We start from the raw sequence: 20,856 nt of genomic DNA, 5'->3' as shown, positions 1-20,856 counted from the left end.
AAAACTTCTGGATCAGCTGCAACCCCAGCGGCCGCCGCACGTCTATGTCAGTGAGAGGCGGGGAAGCCCGCCGAACCCGGACCGCGAGAGGCGCTGGGGGCGACGCCCTCGAACTTCGGGTCCGACTTCCACCACATGTACCGGCCGGCGGCTGAAATACCGACGGCAGAACACCCCGGGGGGTATTTCCTTGCCTGCTGTCCGCGCCCGTCGTTCCCGCTCCACCGTCCTCACCGCCGCCACCCTCGGCGTGCTGCTGGCCACCGGCGCGGTGCTGTCCTCCCCCGCCGCGTACGCCTCCCAGGCACCGGCCGCCGCGACCGCCCCCGCCGCGCCGGCCACGGCCGACAAGCCGTCGTTGAAGGTCAACGCGCCGGCGACGGTCGGCCGCGGCGGACAGCCGGTCGAGTTCACCGAGACCATCACGAACCCCGGCACCACCGAGGCCTCGTTCACCCTGAGGATCGGCACGAGCGGCGCGGGCCCCATCGCGACGCACGCCATCAAGGTCGACTACCGCGACGCGGACGGCATCTGGAAGCCCGTCGCCGACACCGTCCCCGGCCTGACCGTCGCCGCCGGCGCCACCAGGACCGTCCAGCTGCGCCTCACCACCGAGCTCGCCGCCTACTGGTCCAACCAGGACTCGACCGTCACGCTCAGCTCCGCCGTCCTCGATGCGACCGGCACCACCGTCCTCGCCGAGAGCACCGACCAGGTCGCGGCCAAGGCCCTCACCGTGCAGGTCAAGGACGCGCCGACCACCGCCGTCGCCGGCGGCGCCCCGGTCGAGTTCGACGTCACCGTGACCAACCCCAGCGCCTCGCGCTACACCACCGTCGACAAGGTCGTGGAGGCGGACAAGCACAGCACGCTCCAGGTGCGGAAGGCCGACGGCACCTGGGAGAACATCACCGGCACCCCCAGCAGCCAGCCGGGCTCCGACCGGGTCACGTACCACCTCACCGACGACAGGACCATCGCCGCCGGCAGCAGCGACACCCGGCACGTCCGCTTCGCGTTCACCGCCGACGCCCCGCTCGGCACGGCCTACATCCACCCGTGGGCGATGGTCGACCAGGGCAGCGGGGCCATGCAGGCGATCGTCGGCCCCCAGTTCGTCGCGATCGACGTCACCGCCGCCCTGGTCGCCACCAAGCCGGCGCTGACCGTCCAGGAGCCGTCCTCGATCGGGTTCGGCGGCGAGCCCGTCGAGTTCTCCGAGACCGTCACCAACCCGGGCACCGCCGAGGCCCCGTTCACCCTGAAGCTCAACGTGAGCAACGTGCACGCCCGGGTGCACGACGCGTTCGCCATCGAGTACCGCGACGCCGACGGCACCTGGAAGCCGGTCGAGCTGACCTTCAAGCAGAGCGACAAGACCTTCAACTTCAGCGGCAAGGTCACCGGCCTGACCGTCCCCGCCGGCGCCACCAGGACCGTCCAGCTGCGGCTCGCCGCCGTGGGCAACAACGACGCGGGCGGCTACAACCAGCCGACCAAGCTCTACTCCGCCGTCGTCGACCCGGCGGCCGAGGACACCGTGCTCGCCGAGGCCACCAAGGACGTCGCGGTGAAGTCGCTGGCCGTCCAGCTCAGGAACGCGCCGACCACCGCCGTCGTCGGCGGCGCCCCGGTCGAGTTCGACGTCACCGTCGACAACCCCAGCGCCTCCCGGTTCGGCAAGCTCGCCACCATCCTGTGGGTCGACCCGCACAGCGTCCTGGAGATGCAGAAGGCCGACGGCGCCTGGGAGACCGTGCCCGGCACCCCGGGCCCCCAGTCCGGCGGCCCCGCCCGCTACCTCCTCAGCGACGACGGCCTCGCGGCAGGCGCGACCATCACCAAGCACGTCCGCCTCGCCTACACCGCCGAGGCCAAGGTCGGCCAGACCGCCGTCAACCCGTCCGCCCTCATCAACGAGGGCACCGCCCACGCCGCCGACGCGGGCCCGCAGGGCAGCGCGATCCAGCTCACCGCCGCGACCGCCGACACCTCCGGCGTCGACACCGGCCCCGTCATCCGGACCACCTACACCACCGGCACCGCCGACGAGACCGACACCGCCGGCACCACCAGCACCACCACCCAGCTGGCGGGCGGCCAGCTCGCCCACACCGGGTCGGACGGCGTCATCAGGACCGCGGCGGGCGCCGCCGCCCTGCTCGTCAGCGGCATCGGCGCGCTCTTCGTCGCGCGCCGCCGCCGCAGCGCCTGACCGCCCCCGTCCGAGCCCCGGCTCCCCGGCTTCGCCCGGCGAGCCGGGGCTCGGCGCTTCCGGGAGACACGTCCTGGGAACGGATCAGGCAGTCCCCCGGCGCCGCTACGGCAGGGCGACCGCCCGCAGGTAGGTCTCGGCGAAGAGGTCGATGGACTCCTCCAGCGAGGGCAGTCCGGCGCCGAGGGCCGGTTCGAGGACCGGCCGCAGCAGGATGTGGTTGACCAGCGGGCCGAACAGCAGTTGGACCAGCACCGGGAGCGGCAGCGGACGCAGCCGTCCTGCCTCGATGTACGGCAGCAGCAGCCGGCCGAGGCCGTCGAACAGCCGCGGCAGGTGGGCCGCCATCATCCGGGAGGCGGGGCCGTCCGGTCGGGCGAACAGGTCGGCGAAGACCGCCGGCATGACCCGGGGCCGGCGGTCGAAGGCCGCGGCGAAGGCGCGGTGGAGCGCCCGGACGGTGTCCTCCAGGCACTCCGGCGGGTTCGCGGCGAGCGCTTCCAGGTCCGGCAGCGGGCCGTACTGGAGGAAGACGGCGGTGAGCAGGCCGTCCCGGCCCTCGAAGACGGTGTGCAGGCTGGGCAGCGAGCACTCGGCGCGGTCCGCCACGGCGTCCAGGGTGACCCCGCCCAGGCCGCGTTCGGCCACCAGCCCGGCTGCCGCCGCGATCGCGCGCTCCCGTACCGGCGGCCGTCCGCCCGGGTCGACGCCCGCCTGCCGGACCGCCTCGTCCAGCGGTGCCCGGCAGCCGCCGAGCCTGCGCAGCAGGGTACTGCGGGAGATTCCGGCCGTCGCGGCGATCGCCGTCAGCGGAACGTCCGCGACGTCCTGGCCCCGGTCCTTCGCCGCCGCGAGGGCGGCCGCCACCAGATCCTTCATGTGAAGCAGCATACTACTTGACACCTGAGACAGTTCCAGAGACTCTGTAAATGCAAGTTCCACACGGAAGGTGATCAACCGAGCACAGCAAGGGAGAGAGCCATGAGCGTCGTGATCTCCGGGGGCGGACCGGCCGGAATGATGTTGGGCCTGCTGCTGGCCCGGGCGGGTGTCGAGGTGACCGTGCTGGAGAAGCACGGGGACTTCCTGCGGGACTTCCGCGGCGACACCGTCCACGCCTCCACCGTGCGATTGATGGACGAACTCGGCCTCGGCCGGAAGTTCGCCGCGCTGCCGCAGAGCCGGCTCGGCAACCTGGTGGTGCCGGTTCCCGGCGTCGGCCAAGTCCCGCTGAGCGCCTACGACCGACTGCCCGCGCCGTACAACTACATCGCGATGATGCCGCAGTGGGACCTGCTCAACTTCCTGGTCGAGGAAGCCCGGCAGGAACCCACCTTCACCCTGCGGATGAACACCGAGGCCACCGGGCTGATCCAGGAGAACGGCCGGGTGGCCGGCGTGCGCTACCGCACCCGGGACGGCGAGCAGGGCGAGCTCCGCGCCGACCTCACCGTCGGCACCGACGGCCGACACTCGACCCTGCGCAAGGCGGCCGGTCTGGTGGCCGAGGAGTACCCGGTGCCCTTCGACGTCTGGTGGTTCCGCCTGCCCCGGCACGCGGAGGAGCAGGCCGCGCCGCCCAGCCTCGTCGCCGGCTTCGGCAACGGCGAACTGGCCCTCAGCATCGCCCGCGACGGCTACTTCCAGATCGCCTACTTCAAGCCCAAGGGCTCCGACCCGCAGCTGCGCGCCGAGGGCGTGGAACGCTTCCGCGAGCGGATCGCCCGGCTGCTGCCCCAGTACGCCGACCGCGTCGACCAGTTGGCGGGCATGGACGACGTCCACATGCTCGACGCCCGGCTCAACCGGCTGGACCGCTGGTACACCGACGGCCTGCTGCTGATCGGCGACGCCGCCCACGCGATGTCCCCGGCCGGCGGGGTGGGCATCAACCTCGCCATCCAGGACGCCGTCGCGGCCGCCACCCTGCTCGCCGAACCGCTGCTGCGCGGCCGCCCGACCACCGCCGCACTCGCCCGGGTGCAACGGCGGCGCCAGATGCCGACCGTGGTCATCCAGCGGCTGCAGCGGATTCTGCACGGCGTGATGTTCGTCCCGGCGCTCACCGGCCGGCGGTCCGGCCCGCCGATGGGATTCGCCGCGCTCGTCCGCCACGTCCCGGCGGTCCGGCTGGGCATCTCCCGCCTGATCGCCTTCGGCCCCCGCCCCGAACACGCCCCGGCCTTCGCCCGACGACCCCCGGCGTAGCCGGCCGCCGTACGGGCCGGAGACCGGCCGTTCGGGCGGGAGGCTTCCGGGGAAGGACCGAGGGCATGACGATCCCTCACCGCTCGACCGGCACCGGCGACCACCACGTCCTGGTCCTGCACGACTGGTTCGGCACCAGCGCGGGCTGGGGGCCCTTCCTCGACTACCTCGACGGCAGGGCCTTCAGCTACGCGTTCCTCGACTACCGGGGCTACGGGGAGCGCAAGGACGTCACCGGCTCCTACACGCTCGCCGAGATCGCCGCCGACACGCTCGCCCTGGCCGACCAACTCGGCTGGGACCGCTTCTCGCTGATCGGCCACTCGATGGGCGGCAAGGCCGCGCAGCAGGTGCTGGCCGAGGCGCCGCTGCGGGTGCGCAAGCTCGTCGGCCTGGCACCCGTCCCCGCCGGGGCCTACCCGCTGGACGCGGACGGCGAGGCGCTGTTCTACGGCGCCGCCGAGGACCGCGAGAAGCGGTACGCGATCCTCGACCTGGTCACCGGGCAGCGGGCGGGCCGGGTCTGGCTGGACCGCATGGTCGACCAGTCGCTCCGACTCTCCACGCCCGAGGCCTTCGGCGGGTACGTGCGGGACTGGGCGACGGCCGACCTGGAACGCCGCATCAGCGGAAACCCCGTCCCCGTCAAGGTGATCGTGGGCGCACACGACCTCGCCCTGACCGCCGACGTGATGCGCGGCACCTGGCTCGCCCACTACCCCAACGCCGAACTGGAGGAGCTCGGCGGCAGCGGCCACTACCCGATGTACGAGACGCCGGTGGCGCTGGCCACCTCACTGGAGTCCTTCCTGCACAACTGACACCCGCCTTCACCCGACCGGGTGCGCTTCGCGGTGAGGGGCGGGGACCTGTAGCAGGCTCCTCCGCATGACTGACGATCCGTCAGTGCAGTCACCTCGACCTCGCGGAGATCTCCATGGCCAACGTCCCGAAAGACCTCAAGTACACCAAGGACCACGAGTGGGTGCGGACCACCGGCAAGGACAAGGCCCAGGTGGGCATCACCGATTTCGCGCAGAAGCAGCTCGGTGACATCGTCTTCGTCGACATCCCCACCGGGGGAAAGCAGCTCGAATCCGACGAAGCGTTCGGCACGGTGGAGTCGGTCAAGTCGGTGAGCGAGCTCTTCATGCCGCTCACCGGAACGGTCACCGCGGTGAACGAGAGCCTGAGCGACGAGCCCGAGCTGATCAACACGGACCCGTACGGCGACGGCTGGATCGTCGAGCTCACCGCCACCAGGCCTGACGAGCTGAAGCAGCTGCTCACGGCCGCCCAGTACGAGGCCTTCATCTCCGACCGTTCGGAGTAGCCGCCCCGGGCCGAGCGCACAGGAAGTCGGACTCGCCGACTTCCTGTGCGCAGCCGGCACCCGGTCAGTCGGCGGAGGCCAGGGCGAGGTCGGTGCGCGAAGCACTCGGGGGCGCACGCGAGTTGGCGCGCGCCTGGTAGACGATGGCGCATGAACCGGAGACCCGCACGCATGGGGCGTCTCATACTTCTCGCCTACGTTCGAGACATGACAGAGAAGCGAGTTGATGGCACGTCGCCTGTGCTGGCGGTCGGCGCCCCCGGAGCGGTCGAGCGACACGTCGGGCTGCAGCTCGCCGCCGCCGGGGTGCGGGTGCGGACGCTGACTCAGCGGGCCCTGCTCGACCCGGCATCGCTGGAGGCGGCGGTCCAGGGGGCGGGAGCGGTGCTGCTGGGGTGGCCGTTCCCCACGGCGGACGAGGCGGCGGACGCGGTGGGGGTGCTGGCCCGGGAGGTCGGGCGGGTCGTGCTCCTCTCCTCGACGGCCGTCCGGGTCGAGGGCGAGGTGGAGGCGCTGCTCGCCGGGAGCGGGGTCCGGCACACGGTGCTGCGGGCGCACGGGTTCACCGCCGCGCTCCAGTGGGCGGAGGAGATCCGCTCCGGGGGCGCCGTGCAGGGCTACGGCGGCGCGGCCGGACTGAACCCGGTGGACGAGCGGGACATCGCGGCGGTCGCCGTCCGCGCCCTCACCGAGGACGGCCACGACGGCGCGCGCTATCTGCTCACCGGCCCGGAGTGCCCCACCCAGGCGGAACAGGTGGACATCATCGGCGAGGCCGCCGGCCGCCCGGTGAAGTGGCAGGAGATCCCCCGCGAGGCGGCCCGCCGCCGCATGTCCGCCACCGGCCGGCCCGGAGCGGTCGTCGACAGCGCACTGGACTTCATCCACGCCCGCATCACCACCCCGAACCCGGCCACCACGACGGTCCAGGACCTCACCGGCCACCCGCCCCGCAACTTCCGCACCTGGGCCACGGATCACGCCGCGCTGTTCCGCTGACCCGGCTAGGCTCGGACGAGACGAGAGGAGCGCCCTGTGAGCCAGCCGGTGTCGAATGGAACCGAACTCATCCCTCGGCCTGAGAAGACCCCCGCGGCGATCAAGGCCGCGCTCGCCGTGGTGGCTGCCGACCGGCTTCCGGAGATGGTGGAGGGGCAGACCAGAGCCATGGCGGCGGCCATCGAGGCAGGCAGCGTCAACCCGATCCGCGCGTTCGTTGCCCACTGGGCCACCGTGGTGGAGATCGAGCGGGTCCCGGCCACGGCGCAGACCTACCACCGGGAGAACTACCTGGCCAACCACGCCGCAACCGTTGAGGAGTGCCGCCGACACGCCACGGAGGTCGCCGTGCTGTACCGGTCCGCCTTCTCGGCGGTGAACGGGTGAGCTGGAGCTGGGAGTACCTGCCCGGCGAGGAGCACGTCACCGGCGGGGCACCGGCCAGTTTCCTCTCGGCAGTCGAGCAGAAGGCCGCCGAACTGGTTCGGGCAGCCGAAGCGCTCTACCTGGATGGCACCACGTACGAGGGCAGTGGCGAGCCCATGCAGTGCCTCGACGTCGCCGGAGGACTGATCACTTACTACATCGTCCCCCGACTCGAACTCGTCGTCGTCTGCCAGTTGACCCCGCCGCTCACCTGATCCAGGTCTCCCAAGGCGACAGGGTCCACGCAAGTGACTCCGCGGGGCTCAGACCCCGAGCCCACGGATGATCAGGTCCAGCAGGGCGAAGGCGAACAGCGAGATGCCCACGAAGCCGTTGGTCTGGAAGAAGGCCCGGTTCAGCTTCGACAGGTCGTTCGGCTTGACGATGGTGTGCTCGTAGACGAACGCCCCCGCGACGACGACCAGGCCGACCCAGAACGCCGCGCCGGCGTGGGTCCGGAGCGCGAACCACCCCAGCAGGAGCGTCGTCACGAGGTGGCACACCCGCGCGCCCCGGATGGCCGCCGGGATGCCGAAGCGGGCCGGTACCGACCGCACCTTGCCGTGCCGGTCGGACTCGACGTCCTGGCAGGCGTAGATGAGGTCGAAGCCGCCGATCCACACGCCGACCGCGACACCCAGTACGAGGGCGTCCCACGACCAGGTGCCGGTCACCGCGAGCCAGGCGCCGACCGGGCCCATGGCCTGGGCGAGGCCCAGGATGGCCTGCGGGAAGTCGGTGAAGCGCTTGCCGTACGGGTAGACCACCATCGGCACGACGGCGACCGGCGCGAGCGCCAGGCAGAGCGGGTTGAGCATCGCCGCCGCGCCGAGGAAGACGATCAGTGCCACGGCCGAGCCGGCGTACGCCGTCTTCAGCGACACCGCACCCGTGACGAGTTCGCGCGAGGCCGTGCGCGGGTTCCGGGCGTCGATCTCGCGGTCGATGATCCGGTTGGCGGCCATGGCGAAGGTGCGCAGGCCGACCATGCAGACGGTGACGATGAACAGCTCGCCCCAGTGCACCCGCTTGTCGGCGAGGAACATGGCCGTCAGTGCGGCGGTGTAGGCGAAGGGCAGGGCGAAGACCGAGTGCTCGATCATCACCAGGCGCAGGAAGGCCTTCGTGCGCCCGGGCGTCTCGACCGCAGCGGTGCTCACAGTCCGTACTCCGGGAGACCCCCGCCGGTGCGGGGAGCGGCAGCCCCCTGCGTCTGGTCCGACCCCATAGTGCCGTATCTCCTCACAGTCCGTATTCCTTCCAGCGACGGGTCACTCGTTCGGCGGTGGCCGGGTCCGAGGAGACCATCTCGGGCCACCCGCCGTCCCGGGTGTACCCCTCCTCGGGGAGCTTGCGGGTCGCGTCGATGCCGGCCTTGCCGCCCCAGAACTGCTGGTAGGAGGCGTGGTCGAGGTGGTCGACCGGGCCCTCGACGACGGTGAGGTCGCGGCTGTAGTCGACGTTGCCGAAGGCCCGCCAGGCGACCTCCTGGTAGTCGTGCACGTCGCAGTCGGAGTCCACCACGATGATCAGCTTGGTCAGCGACATCATGTGGGCGCCCCAGATGGCGTGCATCGTCTTCTGGGCGTGCTTGGGGTACTTCTTGTCGATCGAGACGATCACACAGTTGTGGAAGCCGCCGGCCTCGGGCAGGTCGTAGTCGACGATGTCCGGGATGATGATCTTCAGCAGCGGCAGGAAGAACCGCTCGGTGAACTTGCCCAACGGGCCGTCCTCGGTCGGCGGGCGGCCGACCACGATGGACTGGAGGATCGGACGGCGGCGCATCGTCACGCAGTCGATCTTCAGCGCCGGGAACGGCTCCTGCGGGGTGTAGAAGCCGGTGTGGTCGCCGAACGGGCCCTCGGGGAGCATCTCGCCGGGCTCCAGCCAGCCCTCCAGCACCACCTCGGCGTCGGCCGGGACCTGGAGCGGGACGGTCTTGCAGTCGACCATCTTCACCCGCTCCCCGGCGACGAAGCCGGCGAACAGGTACTCGTCGATGTCGCCGGGCAGCGGCGCGGTGGCCGCGTAGGTCACGGCGGGCGGGCAGCCGAAGGCGATCGCGACCGGCAGCCGCTCGCCGCGCTTCGCGGCCACCGCGTAGTGGTTGCGGCTGTCCTTGTGGATCTGCCAGTGCATGCCGATGGTGCGGCGGTCGTGCCGCTGGAGCCGGTAGAGCCCGAGGTTGCGGATGCCGCTGTCCGGGTCCTTGGTGTGGGTGAGGCCCAGGTTGAAGAAGGAGCCGCCGTCCATCGGCCAGGTGAACAGGGCGGGCAGCTCGTCCAGGTTGACGTCGTCGCCGGTGAGCACGACCTCCTGGACCGGCGCGTCACCGGACTTCACGTGCCGGGGCGGCACGTGCGCCATCGAGGCGAGCTTGCCGAAGGCGTCCCGGAAGCCGGTGAAGCCCTGCGGCAGCTCGGGCTTGAGCAGGCCGGCGATCTTCTCCGAGATGTCGTCCGGGCCCTTGAGGCCGAGCGCCTTGGCGAGGCGCCGCTCGGTGCCGAAGACGTTCATCGCGAGCGGCATCGACGAGCCCTTGACGTTCTCGAAGAGCAGCGCGGGGCCCTTGGCCTTCTGGACCCGGTCGACGATCTCGCCGATCTCCAGGTGCGGGTCCACCTCTGCCTTGATGCGCTTGAGGTCGCCCTCACGGTCGAGTGCCCGCAGGAACGAGCGGAGATCGTCGTATGCCATGCCTGTCAGTATCCGCCACCGGATAGCCTGGCTCCGTCAAGGGCCCCGGGAAGGCACCCGCCCCGACCGCCCCGCAGGGAGATCGCCGCCGTGCTGAGAATTCTTCTGACCATCATCCTTCCGCTCGCGCTCTGGGTGTGGGCGTTCATCGACTGCCTGACCACCCCCGAGGACCAGGTGAAGCACCTGCCCAAGCCGGTGTGGGTGCTCATCGTGCTGCTGTTCCCGCCGGTGGGCCCGATCGCCTGGCTGGTGGCCGGCAAGCAGCGCGGCCTCCTGCGGACCGGGGCGCCCGACGACGCCGACGGCCGTCCGGGGCAGCCGGTCCGGCGCGACGGCCGCCCGCTCGCACCGGACGACGACCCCGAATTCCTCGCCTCGTTGAAGAAGAGCGACAAGGATCACGAGGACATGCTGAAGCAGTGGGAGGCCGATTTGCGCCGCCGCGAGCAGGAGCTGCGGGGCGAGGACGAGCCCGAGGACGGCCGAAAGAGCTGATCGGAGCCACTGGGGGCATCCCCCGGACAGCCCACCCGGACGGCATCGGGTGGGCTGTGGTGTTTTTGGCGCTTCCCTACGACTCGGCGCCGTCTAGCACGGATCCGAACCGGCGCCCGACCGGACTTGAGCGGGGCTTGAGCAAGGCGCAAGAGGGCCGCCCTACATTACTGAACAACAGCCCTGACCTGCACTTTTCTTCATGTTCAGATCATCGGGCCATCACCTGACCGACAGCCCCCGGTATTCGAACAGACACCCAGCGCTCCGGCTTCGACACCACCCCTTCTGTGCAGGCCTGACATCTAAACGGACCTGACCTTGTACGGAATCGACGCCGAAACCAACGCACGGCCCCTCGTACAGTCATAAGTGAAGAAAGTGATTCGCAGCCGGGGGCACAGCAGACGTTGGCTGTCGGACAGTTCCCTCACCCTTGGAGTGGTTCGAGATGACGGTTGTGCATGAGGCGCCAGTCGACGGCGAGGTCCCCGAGGTCGCGGCCGACGCCCGCGGGCGGGTCGCCGAGCTGCACGAACTGCGCGAGAAGGTGCGGCGCGGCCCCAGCGAGAAGGCCACCGAGGCCCAGCACGCGAAGGGCAAGCTGACCGCCCGCGAGCGCATCGACCTGCTGCTGGACGAGGGCTCCTTCCGCGAGGTCGAGCCGCTGCGCCGGCACCGCGCCCAGGGCTTCGGCCTGGAGGCGAAGAAGCCGCACACCGACGGTGTGATCGTCGGCTGGGGCACCGTGCACGGGCGGACCGTCTTCACCTACGCGCACGACTTCCGGATCTTCGGCGGCGCGCTGGGCGAGGCCCACGCGCAGAAGATCCACAAGATCATGGACATGGCCATCGCGGCCGGAGCCCCCCTGGTCTCCCTCAACGACGGCGCCGGCGCCCGCATCCAGGAGGGCGTCACCGCCCTCGCCGGCTACGGCGGCATCTTCCAGCGCAACACCAAGGCCTCCGGCGTCATCCCGCAGATCTCCGTCATGCTCGGCCCCTGCGCCGGCGGCGCCGCCTACTCCCCCGCGCTGACCGACTTCGTCTTCATGGTCCGCGAGACCTCCCAGATGTTCATCACCGGACCCGACGTCGTCCAGGCCGTCACCGGCGAGAAGATCACCCAGAACGGCCTCGGCGGCGCCGACGTCCACGCCGGCGTCTCCGGCGTCTCCCACTTCGTCTACGACGACGAGCAGTCCTGCATCGAGGAAGTCCGCTACCTCCTCTCCCTGCTCCCCCAGAACAACCGCGAGATGCCGCCCCCCGCCGTCAACGACGACCCCGTCGAGCGCCGCAACGACACCCTCCTCGACCTCGTCCCCGCCGACGGCAACCGCCCCTACGACATGCGCAAGGTCATCGAGGAGATCGTCGACCACGGCGAATACCTCGAAGTCCACGAACGCTGGGCCACCAACGTCCTGTGCGTCCTGGCCCGCATCGACGGCCACGTCACCGGCATCATCGCCAACCAGCCCCAGTCCCTCGCCGGCGTCCTCGACATCAACGCCAGCGAGAAGGCCGCCCGCTTCGTCCAGATGTGCGACGCCTTCAACATCCCCCTCGTCACCATGCTCGACGTCCCCGGCTTCCTGCCCGGCGTCGACCAGGAGCACGACGGCATCATCCGCCACGGCGCCAAACTCCTCTACGCCTACTGCAACGCCACCGTGCCCCGCATCCAGCTCATCCTGCGCAAGGCCTACGGCGGCGCCTACATCGTCATGGACTCCCGCTCCATCGGCGCCGACCTCTCCTACGCCTGGCCCACCAACGAGATCGCCGTCATGGGCGCCGAAGGCGCCGCCAACGTCATCTTCCGCCGCGACATCAACGCCGCCGAAGACCCCGACGCCATGCGCGCCCAGAAGATCAAGGAATACAAGAACGAACTGATGCACCCGTACTACGCGGCCGAACGCGGCCTCGTCGACGACGTCATCGACCCCGCCGAGACCCGCCAGGTGATCGCCTCCGCCCTGGCCATGCTCCGCACCAAGCACGCCGACCTGCCCAGCCGCAAGCACGGCAACCCGCCGATGTAACGCCCGCGCCCACGCGCGGCCCGCAGCACGCAGTTCCGAGCGACCACCACACACCACAAGCCACCGGGGGAGAAAACCAGACCATGACTGCTTCCGCCGAACCCCTCGTCCGTATCGTCCGCGGCTCGCTCTCCGACGAGGAGCTGGCCGCCCTCACCGCCGTGCTGATGGCCCGGGCGGCCGTCGCGCAGCAGGCCGCCGCGACCGCGCAGGTCGAGCCGATCGCCAACTGGCAGCGCCTGGAGCGCCGCCCGGCCTACTACTCGCCGGTCAGCTGGCAGCAGGCCGCCTGACGGCCCGGAACCTCCCGCGACGGCCGGTCACCCCACCCGGGTGGCCGGCCTTCCGGCCTTCCCGGCGGCCCGGACCACCGGGCCCGGCCGGTCCGACCACCGGGTGTCCGCTCCGCCCCGGCGCGGCTCGGTAGAATACCTACTGGACGGTATGCGGCCCGCCGCCCCGTCGGCCCCCATAGGATCGGCCGCTGCCGATGGACCAGAACTATCCAGGGAGGCTGCGATGGCCAGGCAGGCCCGCGCGCTGGCGACCCGCCAGACGGTACTCCTCGCGGCGGCCGAGGTGTTCGACGAGCGGGGCTACGCCGCCGCCACGATGTCCGAGATCCTGGACCGGGCCGGTGTCACCAAGGGCGCGCTGTACTTCCACTTCCGCTCCAAGGAGGAGCTGGCGCTCGCCGTCATCGAGGGGCAGGGCGCCTGGCTGGGCACCTGGCAGCCGTCCTCGGACAGCCCGGTGCAGACCCTGATCGACCTCGGGTACGCCTTCGCCCACGCCCTCCAGGACGACCCGCTGGTGCGCGGCAGCATCCGGCTGACGATCGAGCACGGCAGCTTCACCCAGCCGCAGATCGCCGCCTACCAGGGCTGGTCCGACGTGGCCCGCGGGCTGCTGGAACGCGCCCGGGACGCCGGGGACCTCCACCCGGGGATCGATCTGGCGGCCGCCGCCGGGGTGATCACCGGGGCCGTCACCGGGATCCAGCTGAGCTCCCAGGTGCTGACCGACCGGCGGGACCTGATCCAGCGGATGTCCGACCTGTGGACGCTGGTGCTGCCCGGCCTGGTCCAGCCGCACGCGCTCGCCCGGCTGAGCGTCGCCGAGCGCGTGCCCTCCTAGGGGCTCTCCTCCGGATCACGCCGGGCGCTTCCGGGGCACCTCCCGCGACGCCTCCCGGGCGTTTCTCAGGGCGCTTGCCGGAGCTGTCCGCCCAGGGCCGCTCGGAGCCGGTAGTCGGCGCAGTGCTCCACCGCCACCAGGGCCGGCAGCGCGGCCGCCCAGAGCCGGCCGACGGCCTCCGGCCCGGGCCGGTCGGCCTCCTCGGCGGCGAGCAGCACCTGGCCGGCCGCCATCGTCGTCAGCAGTTCGGCGGCGGCCCGGCGGTCCAGCCCGGGGCGCAGCTCGCCGGCCTCGGCGGCGCGGTCCAGCAGCCGGTGGACGACGGCGGTGAGGCTGCGCCAGGCGGCGTCCGCGCCGGGCGGGCCGTCCGGGGTGTCGGCCCGGGGTGGGCCCTGGCGGCCGAGCCGGACGCCGGCCCGGACCATCACGTCCTCGCGCAGCAGCCGGGCGAGTTCGTGCGAGAAGTCGATCAGGCCCTGGAGGGCCGGTCCGCCGGAGCGCAGGGCGCGCAGCGCGGCCGAGCCGATCTCGCGCCCGGCGGCGGCGCGCACGCCGTCGGCGAGGGCCTGCTTGGAGACGAAGTGGAAGTAGAGGGCGCCCTTGCTCACCCCGGCCCGGCGGCTGATGTCGACCAGGCTGGCGGCCTCGAAGCCCACGCCGGCGAACGTGTCCGCCGCGGCGAGCAGCACGGCACGCCTGGTCCGCCCCGCGCGTTCCTGCTTGACCACTGGGCCCCTCCGGACTCGGCCGGACGCGTTTCCCCCCGCCCGCCCCGCTGCTGTCAGCGCGCCGCCGTTGGGGGCGACGCCTCGCATGCGGACGGCGCCGACCGAAACCGCATGGTTGGTATCTAATCTAGCTCCTTCGCCGACCCCGCCGTCCAGTGGGGAGCACCCCCGCCCCGGGCCTGCCACCCCCTGGGCGGCCATTACCCCAGTCCAGAGGCCGGGTAGCGTGGTCGCGTCGGGCTGCGCGGCAGGGGCCACCCCAGACGCAGAAGAGAAACCGGGTGGTCTGTATGTTTTCTTTCAGGCGGCCGTACCGGCCGCTCGACCGCCACCCTGGAGTAGGGCCCGTCATGCCATTGATCGTAGAGCCGGACGCCCACGGTCCGTACGCCCACCCCGGTCCCGGCTACGACTTCCACGAGCGGACCGTCTCCCGCCACCTGGTGCACCGCACCTCGGTGTCCGAGGTGTTCCTCACCGGCTGGCAGGCCACCGGTCCGTACGACTTCCTGCTCGGCGCCCAGTGGCCCCGGCTGCACGCCTTCTACCGCCTGCCCGGGGACCGCTTCCACGACCCGGTGCTGATGGCCGAGACCATCCGGCAGGCCGGACTGCTGATCGGCCACGCCGGCTTCGGAGTGCCGCGCGGCCACCACTTCGTCATGGAGGACCTCTCCTACGCGCTCGGCCCGGACGGCCTGCGCGGCCTGGCCGTCACCACCGGACCGGCCTCGCTGATGCTCGCGGTCGGCTGCGAGGACGTCCGGATGCGGCACGGGCGGCTGGTCTCGCTGCGGGTGCACATCGACATATCCCGGGACGGCCACCCGATCGGCCACGGCTCCGGCCAGTTGCGGGTCGTCTCCCCCGCCTCCTACGCCCGGCTGCGCGGCCCCGAGCGGCGGGCCGCCACCCTGCCCCGGCCGCCCGCGCCCACCGCGCCCGAACTGGTCGGCCGCGCACAGCCCACGGACGTCGTGCTCAGCCCCACCCTGCGGCCCGACACCTGGCTGCTGCGCACCGACGCCGGGCACCCGGTGCTGTTCGACCACGAGCTGGACCACGTGCCCGGGATGCTGGTGCTGGAGGCCGCCCGGCAGGCCGCCCAGCGGCTGCGCCACCCCGAACCGGTGGTGCCGGTCGAGCTGGTGACGTCCTTCGACCACTACATCGAGCTGGACCGGCCCTGCCTCGTCCAGGCGGTCCACGAACAGGCGCCGGACGGCCGCCGGCTGCCCGTCCGGGTGCTGCTGGTCCAGGACGGGCGGACGGCGGCCGACTGCCGGCTGCTCACCGAACCGATCGACGGGCCCGCCGACGGATCGGCGGACAGGCCGGCCGACAGGCGGGGTGACAGACCGGGCGACAGACCGGGAGAGCCGCCGACGGTGCCCGCCCGGCGGGAGGCCTTCGACGACCGCCCCGCCGGCCAGGGCATCGGCAGCCCCCGGCTGCCACTGGCCAGTTGAACCGGCCTCCCCCGAGCGCCCCCTGGGCCCCCTCGACCGCCCGCTAGGCGGCGACCAGCGCCGACGGCCGACCGGCGTGCATCACGCTGAGGTTGGTGGCCAGCCGGACCGGGTCCTGGGCCAGCCAGAGCCGCAGCGCCGCGCCCAGCATCGCGCTGGCCGACTCGATCCGGACCTCGGTGACCTGCGCGATCCGCGCCGCGCCGGGCACCAGCAGGTCGGCCAGCGGGGTCGGCAGCCAGACCGTCAGCGCGCACGGCGCCGGCGCCGCCAGGGCGCCCAGCAGGCGGTAGGCGTCCACCGGCGAGCTGAGCGTGGGGATGATGTCCAGCAGGCCATCGGCCACCACCTCGGACACGTCGCTGCGGTGTCCCTGGGCGAGCCGGCGGAGCAACGTGCGCTCGGCGGCGGTGATTCGGACGGTCAGCATGACCTCGTCGCACTCCATTGCGCGATTTCCTCCTCGTTCCTCCCCGTGCCGGCCGGCGGCCGGCACGAACTACCCCTGTCGCACCTCGGCCCGGCTACCTTCTGCGGAGAGCCGGGCCGGTGGGTGACTGTGTGCCCCGGTCAGATCCCCGCGTAGGAGTGCTTGCCGGTGACGAAGATGTTCACGCCGTAGTAGTTGAAGAGCCAGCAGGCGAAGGCCGCCAGCGCCAGGTAGGCCGCCTTGCGGCCCTTCCAGCCGGCCGTCGCGCGGGCGTGCAGGTAGCAGGCGTAGGCGACCCAGGTGATGAACGACCAGGTCTCCTTCGGGTCCCACTCCCAGTACTTGCCCCAGGCCGCCTCGGCCCAGATCGCGCCCGCGATGATGGTGAAGGTCCAGAGCGGGAAGACCAGGGCGTTGATCCGGTAGGACAGCTTGTCGAAGGTGGACGCGGCGGGCAGCCGGCGCCAGACCGACGCCGGGGTGCCCAGCGGGCCGGTGGTCAGGCCGGCCGCGATCCGCTTGTCGAAGGAGTCCTTGCCGAGGTACAGCAGCGTGGCGATGAACGCCGCGTAGAAGGCGCCGCCGCAGAAGATCGCGGTCGAGACGTGGATCGCCAGCCACGGCGAGTGCAGCGCCGGGACGAGCTGCTCGGAGTCGGTGTAGAGCACCGTGGTGGCGATGCCGAGGGTCAGCAGCCCCGCGAGCACGACCGGCAGGCCGAGCCAGCGGACGTTCTTCTTCGAGGCCAGCAGCACCAGGTACGCCGCCGTCATGGCGAAGGCGAAGGCGCAGGAGAACTCGTACATGTTGCCCCACGGCCAGCGGGAGACCGAGAGGCCGCGGGTGACGATGCCGCCGGCGTGCAGCAGGGCACCCAGCACGGTGAGCGAGACCGCGATCCGGCCGGCCAGGTCGGCCCGGGTGCTGTTGCCGGCCGCGCCCGGACCGTCCTCCTCGTCCGCGCCGCGCCCGCTGGTGACCACCGTCGCGCCCTCGCCCGCCAGGGCGGTGCGGGTGAGCGTGGTGGTGCCGCCGCCGGCCCCCGCCACGGTGACGGTGACCTTCTTCGCGCCCTTGGTGCCGGCGACGGTCTCGGACAGGCTGCCCGACTGCTCCGTCGAGCGGACGGCGACGGCGCCCTTGCTGCCGAAGGTCCACTCGATCATGTGGGCGAACATGGCGAGCGTGTAGACCACCATCGCCGAATAGATCAGCTTGTTGGAGAGGTCGGCCAGCTGTGGGTCGACCCCCGAGGCGAGATGCACCGTCTACTCCTTGGAGTTCTGGTCGGCAGGGACTGCGGGTTCTGCGGGTGCGTCCGAAGCCGCGGCGGCCTCGGGTCCGGGGGCCTCGGCTGCGGGGTCCTCGGCTTCGGGATCCTCGGGCGCGGGGCCTTCGGGTGCGGCGTCGTCCTCGTCCTCCGACGCCGGGGCGTCGTCCTGGAGGTCCACCGCGAGTTCGGCCAGCTCCTCGGCGATCTTCGCCGACTCACTGCGGGCCAGACCGGCCAGCTCCACCTGGGTGCCGCCGCCCGGCAGGGCGACCGCGCGCACCCAGATCCGGCGGCGCTGCACGAACAGCGAGCCGATCAGGCCGAGGATCGCCAGCACCGCACCGGTCAGGGCGATCGTGTTGCCCGGGCGGTGCGAGACGTTGAAGCTGGCCCACTGCTTGTAGCCCTCGAAGGTGACGCTGCCGTAGCCGTCCGGCAGGTCCCAGGCCTGGCCGGGCTTGAGCCGGGCCTTGGCGGGCTGGCCGTCCTGGGTCAGCTGGGTCAGCTTCCGGTCGTTGAGCTGGTAGATGTTCTGCGGCAGGCCGGAGTCGGTGCCCAGGTCGCCCGCGAAGGCGTTCAGCACCAGCTCGGGGGCGGCGTCGCCGGGGTAGAGCGAGACCGGGCCGGTGCCCTCGAAGCTCAGCGGCGCGGTCGGCAGGAAGAAGCCGGAGAAGCCCATCTGGGTCGGGTTGCCGTCCGGGCCAGCGCCGTAGTCGGAGACCTTCACGACACCGGTCGAGGTCAGGTTGCTGTCCTGCGGCAGGAACGGCACGGCACCCCGGTAGACGACGTCGCCCTTGCCGTTCTTGACGGTGATGACCGGGGCGTAGCCGTGGCCGATCAGGAAGACCTTGCTGCCGCCGATCTCCAGCGGGTGGTTGACCTCGATCGTGCCCTGCTTGAGCTTCGAGGTGTCCTCGCCCGCCGTGTACTCGACGTTCGCGGTGAACTGCCGGGCGGCGCCGATCTGGTCGCCCTTGTCCTGGAACTTGGCGGTGAAGCCGTTCAGCTTCAGGTAGAAGGGGTCGAGGTCCTCGGTGCCGTAGAACCGCGTGCCGTTGAAGTCGTCGAGCTGGGTGATGGTGTTGGAGTAGCCCTCGCCCTCGACCATCAGCTTGCCGCCGGTGCCGGACGCCAGGCTGGCCCAGGCGAAGCCGCCGAGCAGCGCGAACAGCGACATGTGGAAGAGCAGGTTGCCGACCTCGCGCAGGTAGCCCTTCTCGGCGGCCACCGAGCCGCCGGCCAGGTTGGCGCGGAACCGGCGCTTGCGCAGCAGCCGGTGGGCGGCGGCGTTCACCGCGTCGGCGTCCGCCTCGGTGCGCCAGACCGCGTAGACCGGCATCCGGGTCAGGTTGCGCGGCGCGGCCGGCGGCTGGGCCCGCAGCACGCCGACGAACTGCCAGGTGCGCGGGACGATGCAGCCGGCCAGCGAGACGAACAGCAGGATGTAGATCGCGGAGAACCAGACCGAGCTGTAGACGTCGAACAGTTGGAGCTTCTCGTAGATCGGCGCGACCGTGGTGTGGTGCGTCTTCCACGCCTCGACCTTGAGCAGGCCCTGGCCGTTCTGGTACTGCGGGATCAGCGAGCCCGGGATGGCGGCCAGCGACAGCAGGAAGAGCAGGATCAGCGCGACCCGCATCGAGGTCAGCTGGCGCCACATCCAGCGCGCCCAGCCCAGGACCCCTATGCCGGTGGGGCCCTCGGACTCGACCGGCGCGCTGCTGAGCCGCTCGGCGGCCGCGTCGTCCGGCGCCGGGGGCAGCTCGGCCTCGGTCGTGGTCTTGCTCACGGTCAGATTCCGATCGAGAAGTCGGCGGTCCAGGACTGCAGTTCGCTCATCGTCGAGTCCCAGATGCCGGTGACGAGCAGCAGACCGACCGCGACGAGCATGCCGCCGCCGATCCGCATGACGAGCGGGTAGTGCCGCTTGACCCAGCCGAAGGCACCCAGGGCCCGGCGGAAGGCCAGCGCGGCCACGATGAACGGTACGCCCAGTCCCAGGCAGTAGAAGGTCATCAGCAGGGCGCCGCGCTCCGCGTCGGCCTGGTTCAGGGCCAGGTTCTGGACGGTCGCCAGGGTCGGGCCGATGCAGGGCGTCCAGCCGACGCCGAACACCATGCCGAGCAGCGGGGCGCCCAGCAGGCCGACCGCCGGGCGGCGGTGGGAGCGCACCTCGCGCATGCTCAGGCCGGGGACGAGGCCCATGAAGGCGAGGCCCATCACGATGGTCAGCGCGCCGAGCACGATCGAGATGACCCGCTTGTGCGCCTGGAGGGTGTCGCCGAACTGGCCGAACAGCGCCCCGCCCGAGACGAACACCGCGGTGAAGCCGAGGATGAACAGCGTCGCCCCGAGCAGCATCCGGCCGCGCCGCGCACCGCGGGCGTCCGCGAGGTCGGCGGCGGAGAAGCCGGTCACGTACGACAGGTAGCCGGGGACGAGCGGCAGCACGCAGGGCGAGAAGAACGACACCAGCCCGGCCGCCAGCGCGATCGGCGCGGCCACCAGCAGTGCCCCGCTCTGGAGGGTCCCGGTGTTGTCGGCGAGCTGTAGCGGCAGGCTCACTGCTTCGGCTCCGCGACCACCGGCTGGAGGATCGACTCCAGCGCGTCCTGGGTCGTGCCGCCGACGGCGCGGGCGGCCAGCTTGCCGTCGCGGTCGACGATCAGGGTGGTCGGGAGCGACTGCAGGCTGAGGCTGCCCTTGGGGAACTTGAGCAGCTGGGTGCCCGCCGGGTCGAAGATGCTCGGGTAGGTGACGCCCTGCTCCTGCTCGAAGCGGACGGCGTTGGTCTTGTCGCTGTCCCGGGTGTTGACGCCGAGGAACTGGACGCCCTGGTCCTTGTACTTCTCCGAGACGGCCTGGAGGCTCTTCGCCTCGGCCCGGCACGGCCCGCACCAGGAGCCCCAGACGTTCAGCACCACGACCTTGCCGTGGTAGTCCGAGAGCTTGGTCTGGCCGCCGTCCAGGGTCTCCCCGGAGATGTCCGGTGCGCTCCCGCGCTTGCCGGTGTCCACCTTCGACAGGTTGGTCCCCTTGACGGTGACGAAGCCGACCTGGCCTTCGCCGCTGCCCGACGAGCCCGAGGACGAACAGCCGGTGAGGACGAGCGCAGCGGCGGCGACAGTGGCGGCAGCTGCGGCGACACGGGGACGGGGGCGCGCCATGGCAGACATGTGAAAAGTTTCGCATGGAGTTCCGGGCAGGTTCGCCGGGGTCCTCCCTAGCGCGTCGCACCCCCTCTGACCTGTGACGGAGTCGGGGGGGGGGGGGGGGGGGGGGGGGGGGGGGGGGGGGAAGAAGGGAGGGGGGGGGGGGGGGGGGGTCGAGGGGGGCGAAGAAACCCCCCCCCGATAACGGGCACCGGAAATGTAGGTGGGG

At 71.7% G+C, this 20,856-nt stretch carries 21 protein-coding genes; 12 read left to right on the top strand and 9 right to left on the bottom strand.

What is annotated here, in order from left to right:
- Window positions 1-190 precede the first annotated feature (190 nt).
- Window positions 191-2,218, top strand: a complete 2,028-nt coding sequence (locus tag AC07AL_RS16170; protein WP_478317672.1) for a hypothetical protein — start codon at window positions 191-193, stop codon at window positions 2,216-2,218.
- Window positions 2,219-2,323: 105 nt separating this feature from the next.
- Here the strand turns inward: AC07AL_RS16170 and AC07AL_RS16165 are convergent, their stop codons facing one another.
- Window positions 2,324-3,097, bottom strand: a complete 774-nt coding sequence (locus tag AC07AL_RS16165) for a TetR/AcrR family transcriptional regulator (protein ID WP_363579955.1) — start codon at window positions 3,095-3,097, stop codon at window positions 2,324-2,326.
- Between the two features lie 102 nt (window positions 3,098-3,199).
- Between AC07AL_RS16165 and AC07AL_RS16160 the strand changes: the two genes are divergently transcribed.
- The 6 genes from AC07AL_RS16160 (at window position 3,200) to AC07AL_RS16135 (ending at window position 7,399) form a co-directional block, all read left to right on the top strand.
- Window positions 3,200-4,426: an FAD-dependent oxidoreductase gene (locus tag AC07AL_RS16160; RefSeq protein WP_363629296.1), complete on the top strand. Its 1,227-nt coding sequence runs from the start codon at window positions 3,200-3,202 to the stop codon at window positions 4,424-4,426.
- Window positions 4,427-4,491: 65 nt separating this feature from the next.
- On the top strand, window positions 4,492-5,247 hold the full coding sequence (locus tag AC07AL_RS16155) for an alpha/beta fold hydrolase (protein WP_363579953.1): 756 nt from the start codon (window positions 4,492-4,494) through the stop codon (window positions 5,245-5,247).
- 116 nt (window positions 5,248-5,363) lie between these two features.
- Window positions 5,364-5,759 carry a glycine cleavage system protein GcvH gene (gene gcvH, locus AC07AL_RS16150; protein ID WP_363629295.1) on the top strand — a complete coding sequence of 132 codons (396 nt, stop codon included), beginning with the start codon at window positions 5,364-5,366 and terminating at the stop codon, window positions 5,757-5,759.
- 207 nt (window positions 5,760-5,966) lie between these two features.
- A complete protein-coding gene (locus tag AC07AL_RS16145; protein WP_363629293.1) occupies window positions 5,967-6,758 on the top strand; it encodes a Rossmann-fold NAD(P)-binding domain-containing protein in 792 nt (263 codons plus the stop codon).
- A gap of 36 nt (window positions 6,759-6,794) precedes the next feature.
- Entirely contained in the window at window positions 6,795-7,145 is a 351-nt protein-coding gene (locus AC07AL_RS16140; RefSeq protein ID WP_363579950.1) for a hypothetical protein, read from the top strand.
- Complete coding sequence (locus tag AC07AL_RS16135; RefSeq protein WP_363629291.1) at window positions 7,142-7,399, top strand: hypothetical protein; 258 nt, start codon at window positions 7,142-7,144, stop codon at window positions 7,397-7,399. Before AC07AL_RS16140 ends, AC07AL_RS16135 begins: the two co-directional genes overlap by 4 nt.
- Before the next feature lie 48 nt (window positions 7,400-7,447).
- Here the strand turns inward: AC07AL_RS16135 and mqnP are convergent, their stop codons facing one another.
- Both mqnP and AC07AL_RS16125 read right to left on the bottom strand, forming a co-directional pair.
- On the bottom strand, window positions 7,448-8,344 hold the full coding sequence (mqnP, locus tag AC07AL_RS16130) for a menaquinone biosynthesis prenyltransferase MqnP (RefSeq protein WP_363579948.1): 897 nt from the start codon (window positions 8,342-8,344) through the stop codon (window positions 7,448-7,450).
- 82 nt (window positions 8,345-8,426) lie between these two features.
- Window positions 8,427-9,884: a menaquinone biosynthesis decarboxylase gene (locus tag AC07AL_RS16125; protein ID WP_363579947.1), complete on the bottom strand. Its 1,458-nt coding sequence runs from the start codon at window positions 9,882-9,884 to the stop codon at window positions 8,427-8,429.
- Window positions 9,885-9,974: 90 nt separating this feature from the next.
- On the opposite strand from AC07AL_RS16125, the gene AC07AL_RS16120 reads away from it, so the two are divergent.
- The 4 genes from AC07AL_RS16120 to AC07AL_RS16105 all read left to right on the top strand — a co-directional run bounded on the left by AC07AL_RS16120 (window position 9,975) and on the right by AC07AL_RS16105 (window position 13,572).
- Window positions 9,975-10,382: a PLD nuclease N-terminal domain-containing protein gene (locus tag AC07AL_RS16120; RefSeq protein WP_363579946.1), complete on the top strand. Its 408-nt coding sequence runs from the start codon at window positions 9,975-9,977 to the stop codon at window positions 10,380-10,382.
- 451 nt (window positions 10,383-10,833) lie between these two features.
- The gene (locus AC07AL_RS16115; RefSeq protein ID WP_063348880.1) at window positions 10,834-12,435 is read left to right on the top strand and encodes an acyl-CoA carboxylase subunit beta; all 1,602 of its coding nucleotides are present in this window, start codon (window positions 10,834-10,836) and stop codon (window positions 12,433-12,435) included.
- A gap of 83 nt (window positions 12,436-12,518) precedes the next feature.
- Window positions 12,519-12,728, top strand: coding sequence for an acyl-CoA carboxylase subunit epsilon (locus tag AC07AL_RS16110; protein WP_063348879.1), 210 nt, complete (start codon window positions 12,519-12,521; stop codon window positions 12,726-12,728).
- 226 nt (window positions 12,729-12,954) lie between these two features.
- On the top strand, window positions 12,955-13,572 hold the full coding sequence (locus tag AC07AL_RS16105; RefSeq protein WP_350878465.1) for a ScbR family autoregulator-binding transcription factor: 618 nt from the start codon (window positions 12,955-12,957) through the stop codon (window positions 13,570-13,572).
- 65 nt (window positions 13,573-13,637) lie between these two features.
- On the opposite strand, the gene AC07AL_RS16100 is transcribed toward AC07AL_RS16105, so the two are convergent.
- Window positions 13,638-14,300, bottom strand: a complete 663-nt coding sequence (locus tag AC07AL_RS16100; RefSeq protein ID WP_363579945.1) for a ScbR family autoregulator-binding transcription factor — start codon at window positions 14,298-14,300, stop codon at window positions 13,638-13,640.
- A 350-nt stretch (window positions 14,301-14,650) separates the two neighbouring features.
- On the opposite strand from AC07AL_RS16100, the gene AC07AL_RS16095 reads away from it, so the two are divergent.
- Window positions 14,651-15,769, top strand: a complete 1,119-nt coding sequence (locus AC07AL_RS16095; protein WP_363579944.1) for a ScbA/BarX family gamma-butyrolactone biosynthesis protein — start codon at window positions 14,651-14,653, stop codon at window positions 15,767-15,769.
- 43 nt (window positions 15,770-15,812) lie between these two features.
- Here the strand turns inward: AC07AL_RS16095 and AC07AL_RS16090 are convergent, their stop codons facing one another.
- The 5 genes from AC07AL_RS16090 to AC07AL_RS16070 form a co-directional block, all read right to left on the bottom strand.
- A complete protein-coding gene (locus tag AC07AL_RS16090; protein ID WP_363579943.1) occupies window positions 15,813-16,199 on the bottom strand; it encodes a hypothetical protein in 387 nt (128 codons plus the stop codon).
- Between the two features lie 140 nt (window positions 16,200-16,339).
- A complete protein-coding gene (ccsB, locus tag AC07AL_RS16085) occupies window positions 16,340-17,464 on the bottom strand; it encodes a c-type cytochrome biogenesis protein CcsB (RefSeq protein ID WP_063348874.1) in 1,125 nt (374 codons plus the stop codon).
- A 3-nt stretch (window positions 17,465-17,467) separates the two neighbouring features.
- Window positions 17,468-19,270 carry a cytochrome c biogenesis protein ResB gene (resB, locus tag AC07AL_RS16080; RefSeq protein WP_478317675.1) on the bottom strand — a complete coding sequence of 601 codons (1,803 nt, stop codon included), beginning with the start codon at window positions 19,268-19,270 and terminating at the stop codon, window positions 17,468-17,470.
- On the bottom strand, window positions 19,267-20,040 hold the full coding sequence (locus AC07AL_RS16075; RefSeq protein ID WP_363579941.1) for a cytochrome c biogenesis CcdA family protein: 774 nt from the start codon (window positions 20,038-20,040) through the stop codon (window positions 19,267-19,269). The genes resB and AC07AL_RS16075 overlap by 4 nt, the downstream gene beginning before the upstream one ends.
- The gene (locus AC07AL_RS16070; protein WP_363617831.1) at window positions 20,037-20,642 is read right to left on the bottom strand and encodes a TlpA family protein disulfide reductase; all 606 of its coding nucleotides are present in this window, start codon (window positions 20,640-20,642) and stop codon (window positions 20,037-20,039) included. Before AC07AL_RS16070 ends, AC07AL_RS16075 begins: the two co-directional genes overlap by 4 nt.
- Window positions 20,643-20,856: the final 214 nt, after the last annotated feature.

The sequence above is a fragment of the Kitasatospora sp. NPDC043949 genome, from assembly GCF_056435365.1.
Note: the sequence above shows the minus strand (reverse complement) of the source record. Positions and strands in the feature narration are given on the sequence as shown.

What these genes read in the sequence shown, in the direction of transcription:
- AC07AL_RS16165 (WP_363579955.1), bottom strand. Translation starts at nt 3,097, where the DNA reads ATGAAGGATCTGGTGGCGGCCGCCCTCGCGGCGGCGAAGGACCGGGGC.
- AC07AL_RS16160 (WP_363629296.1), top strand. Translation starts at nt 3,200, where the DNA reads ATGAGCGTCGTGATCTCCGGGGGCGGACCGGCCGGAATGATGTTGGGC.
- AC07AL_RS16155 (WP_363579953.1), top strand. Translation starts at nt 4,492, where the DNA reads ATGACGATCCCTCACCGCTCGACCGGCACCGGCGACCACCACGTCCTG.
- gcvH (WP_363629295.1), top strand. Translation starts at nt 5,364, where the DNA reads ATGGCCAACGTCCCGAAAGACCTCAAGTACACCAAGGACCACGAGTGG.
- AC07AL_RS16145 (WP_363629293.1), top strand. Translation starts at nt 5,967, where the DNA reads ATGACAGAGAAGCGAGTTGATGGCACGTCGCCTGTGCTGGCGGTCGGC.
- AC07AL_RS16125 (WP_363579947.1), bottom strand. Translation starts at nt 9,884, where the DNA reads ATGGCATACGACGATCTCCGCTCGTTCCTGCGGGCACTCGACCGTGAG.
- AC07AL_RS16115 (WP_063348880.1), top strand. Translation starts at nt 10,834, where the DNA reads ATGACGGTTGTGCATGAGGCGCCAGTCGACGGCGAGGTCCCCGAGGTC.
- AC07AL_RS16110 (WP_063348879.1), top strand. Translation starts at nt 12,519, where the DNA reads ATGACTGCTTCCGCCGAACCCCTCGTCCGTATCGTCCGCGGCTCGCTC.
- AC07AL_RS16105 (WP_350878465.1), top strand. Translation starts at nt 12,955, where the DNA reads ATGGCCAGGCAGGCCCGCGCGCTGGCGACCCGCCAGACGGTACTCCTC.
- AC07AL_RS16095 (WP_363579944.1), top strand. Translation starts at nt 14,651, where the DNA reads ATGCCATTGATCGTAGAGCCGGACGCCCACGGTCCGTACGCCCACCCC.
- AC07AL_RS16090 (WP_363579943.1), bottom strand. Translation starts at nt 16,199, where the DNA reads ATGCTGACCGTCCGAATCACCGCCGCCGAGCGCACGTTGCTCCGCCGG.
- AC07AL_RS16070 (WP_363617831.1), bottom strand. Translation starts at nt 20,642, where the DNA reads ATGGCGCGCCCCCGTCCCCGTGTCGCCGCAGCTGCCGCCACTGTCGCC.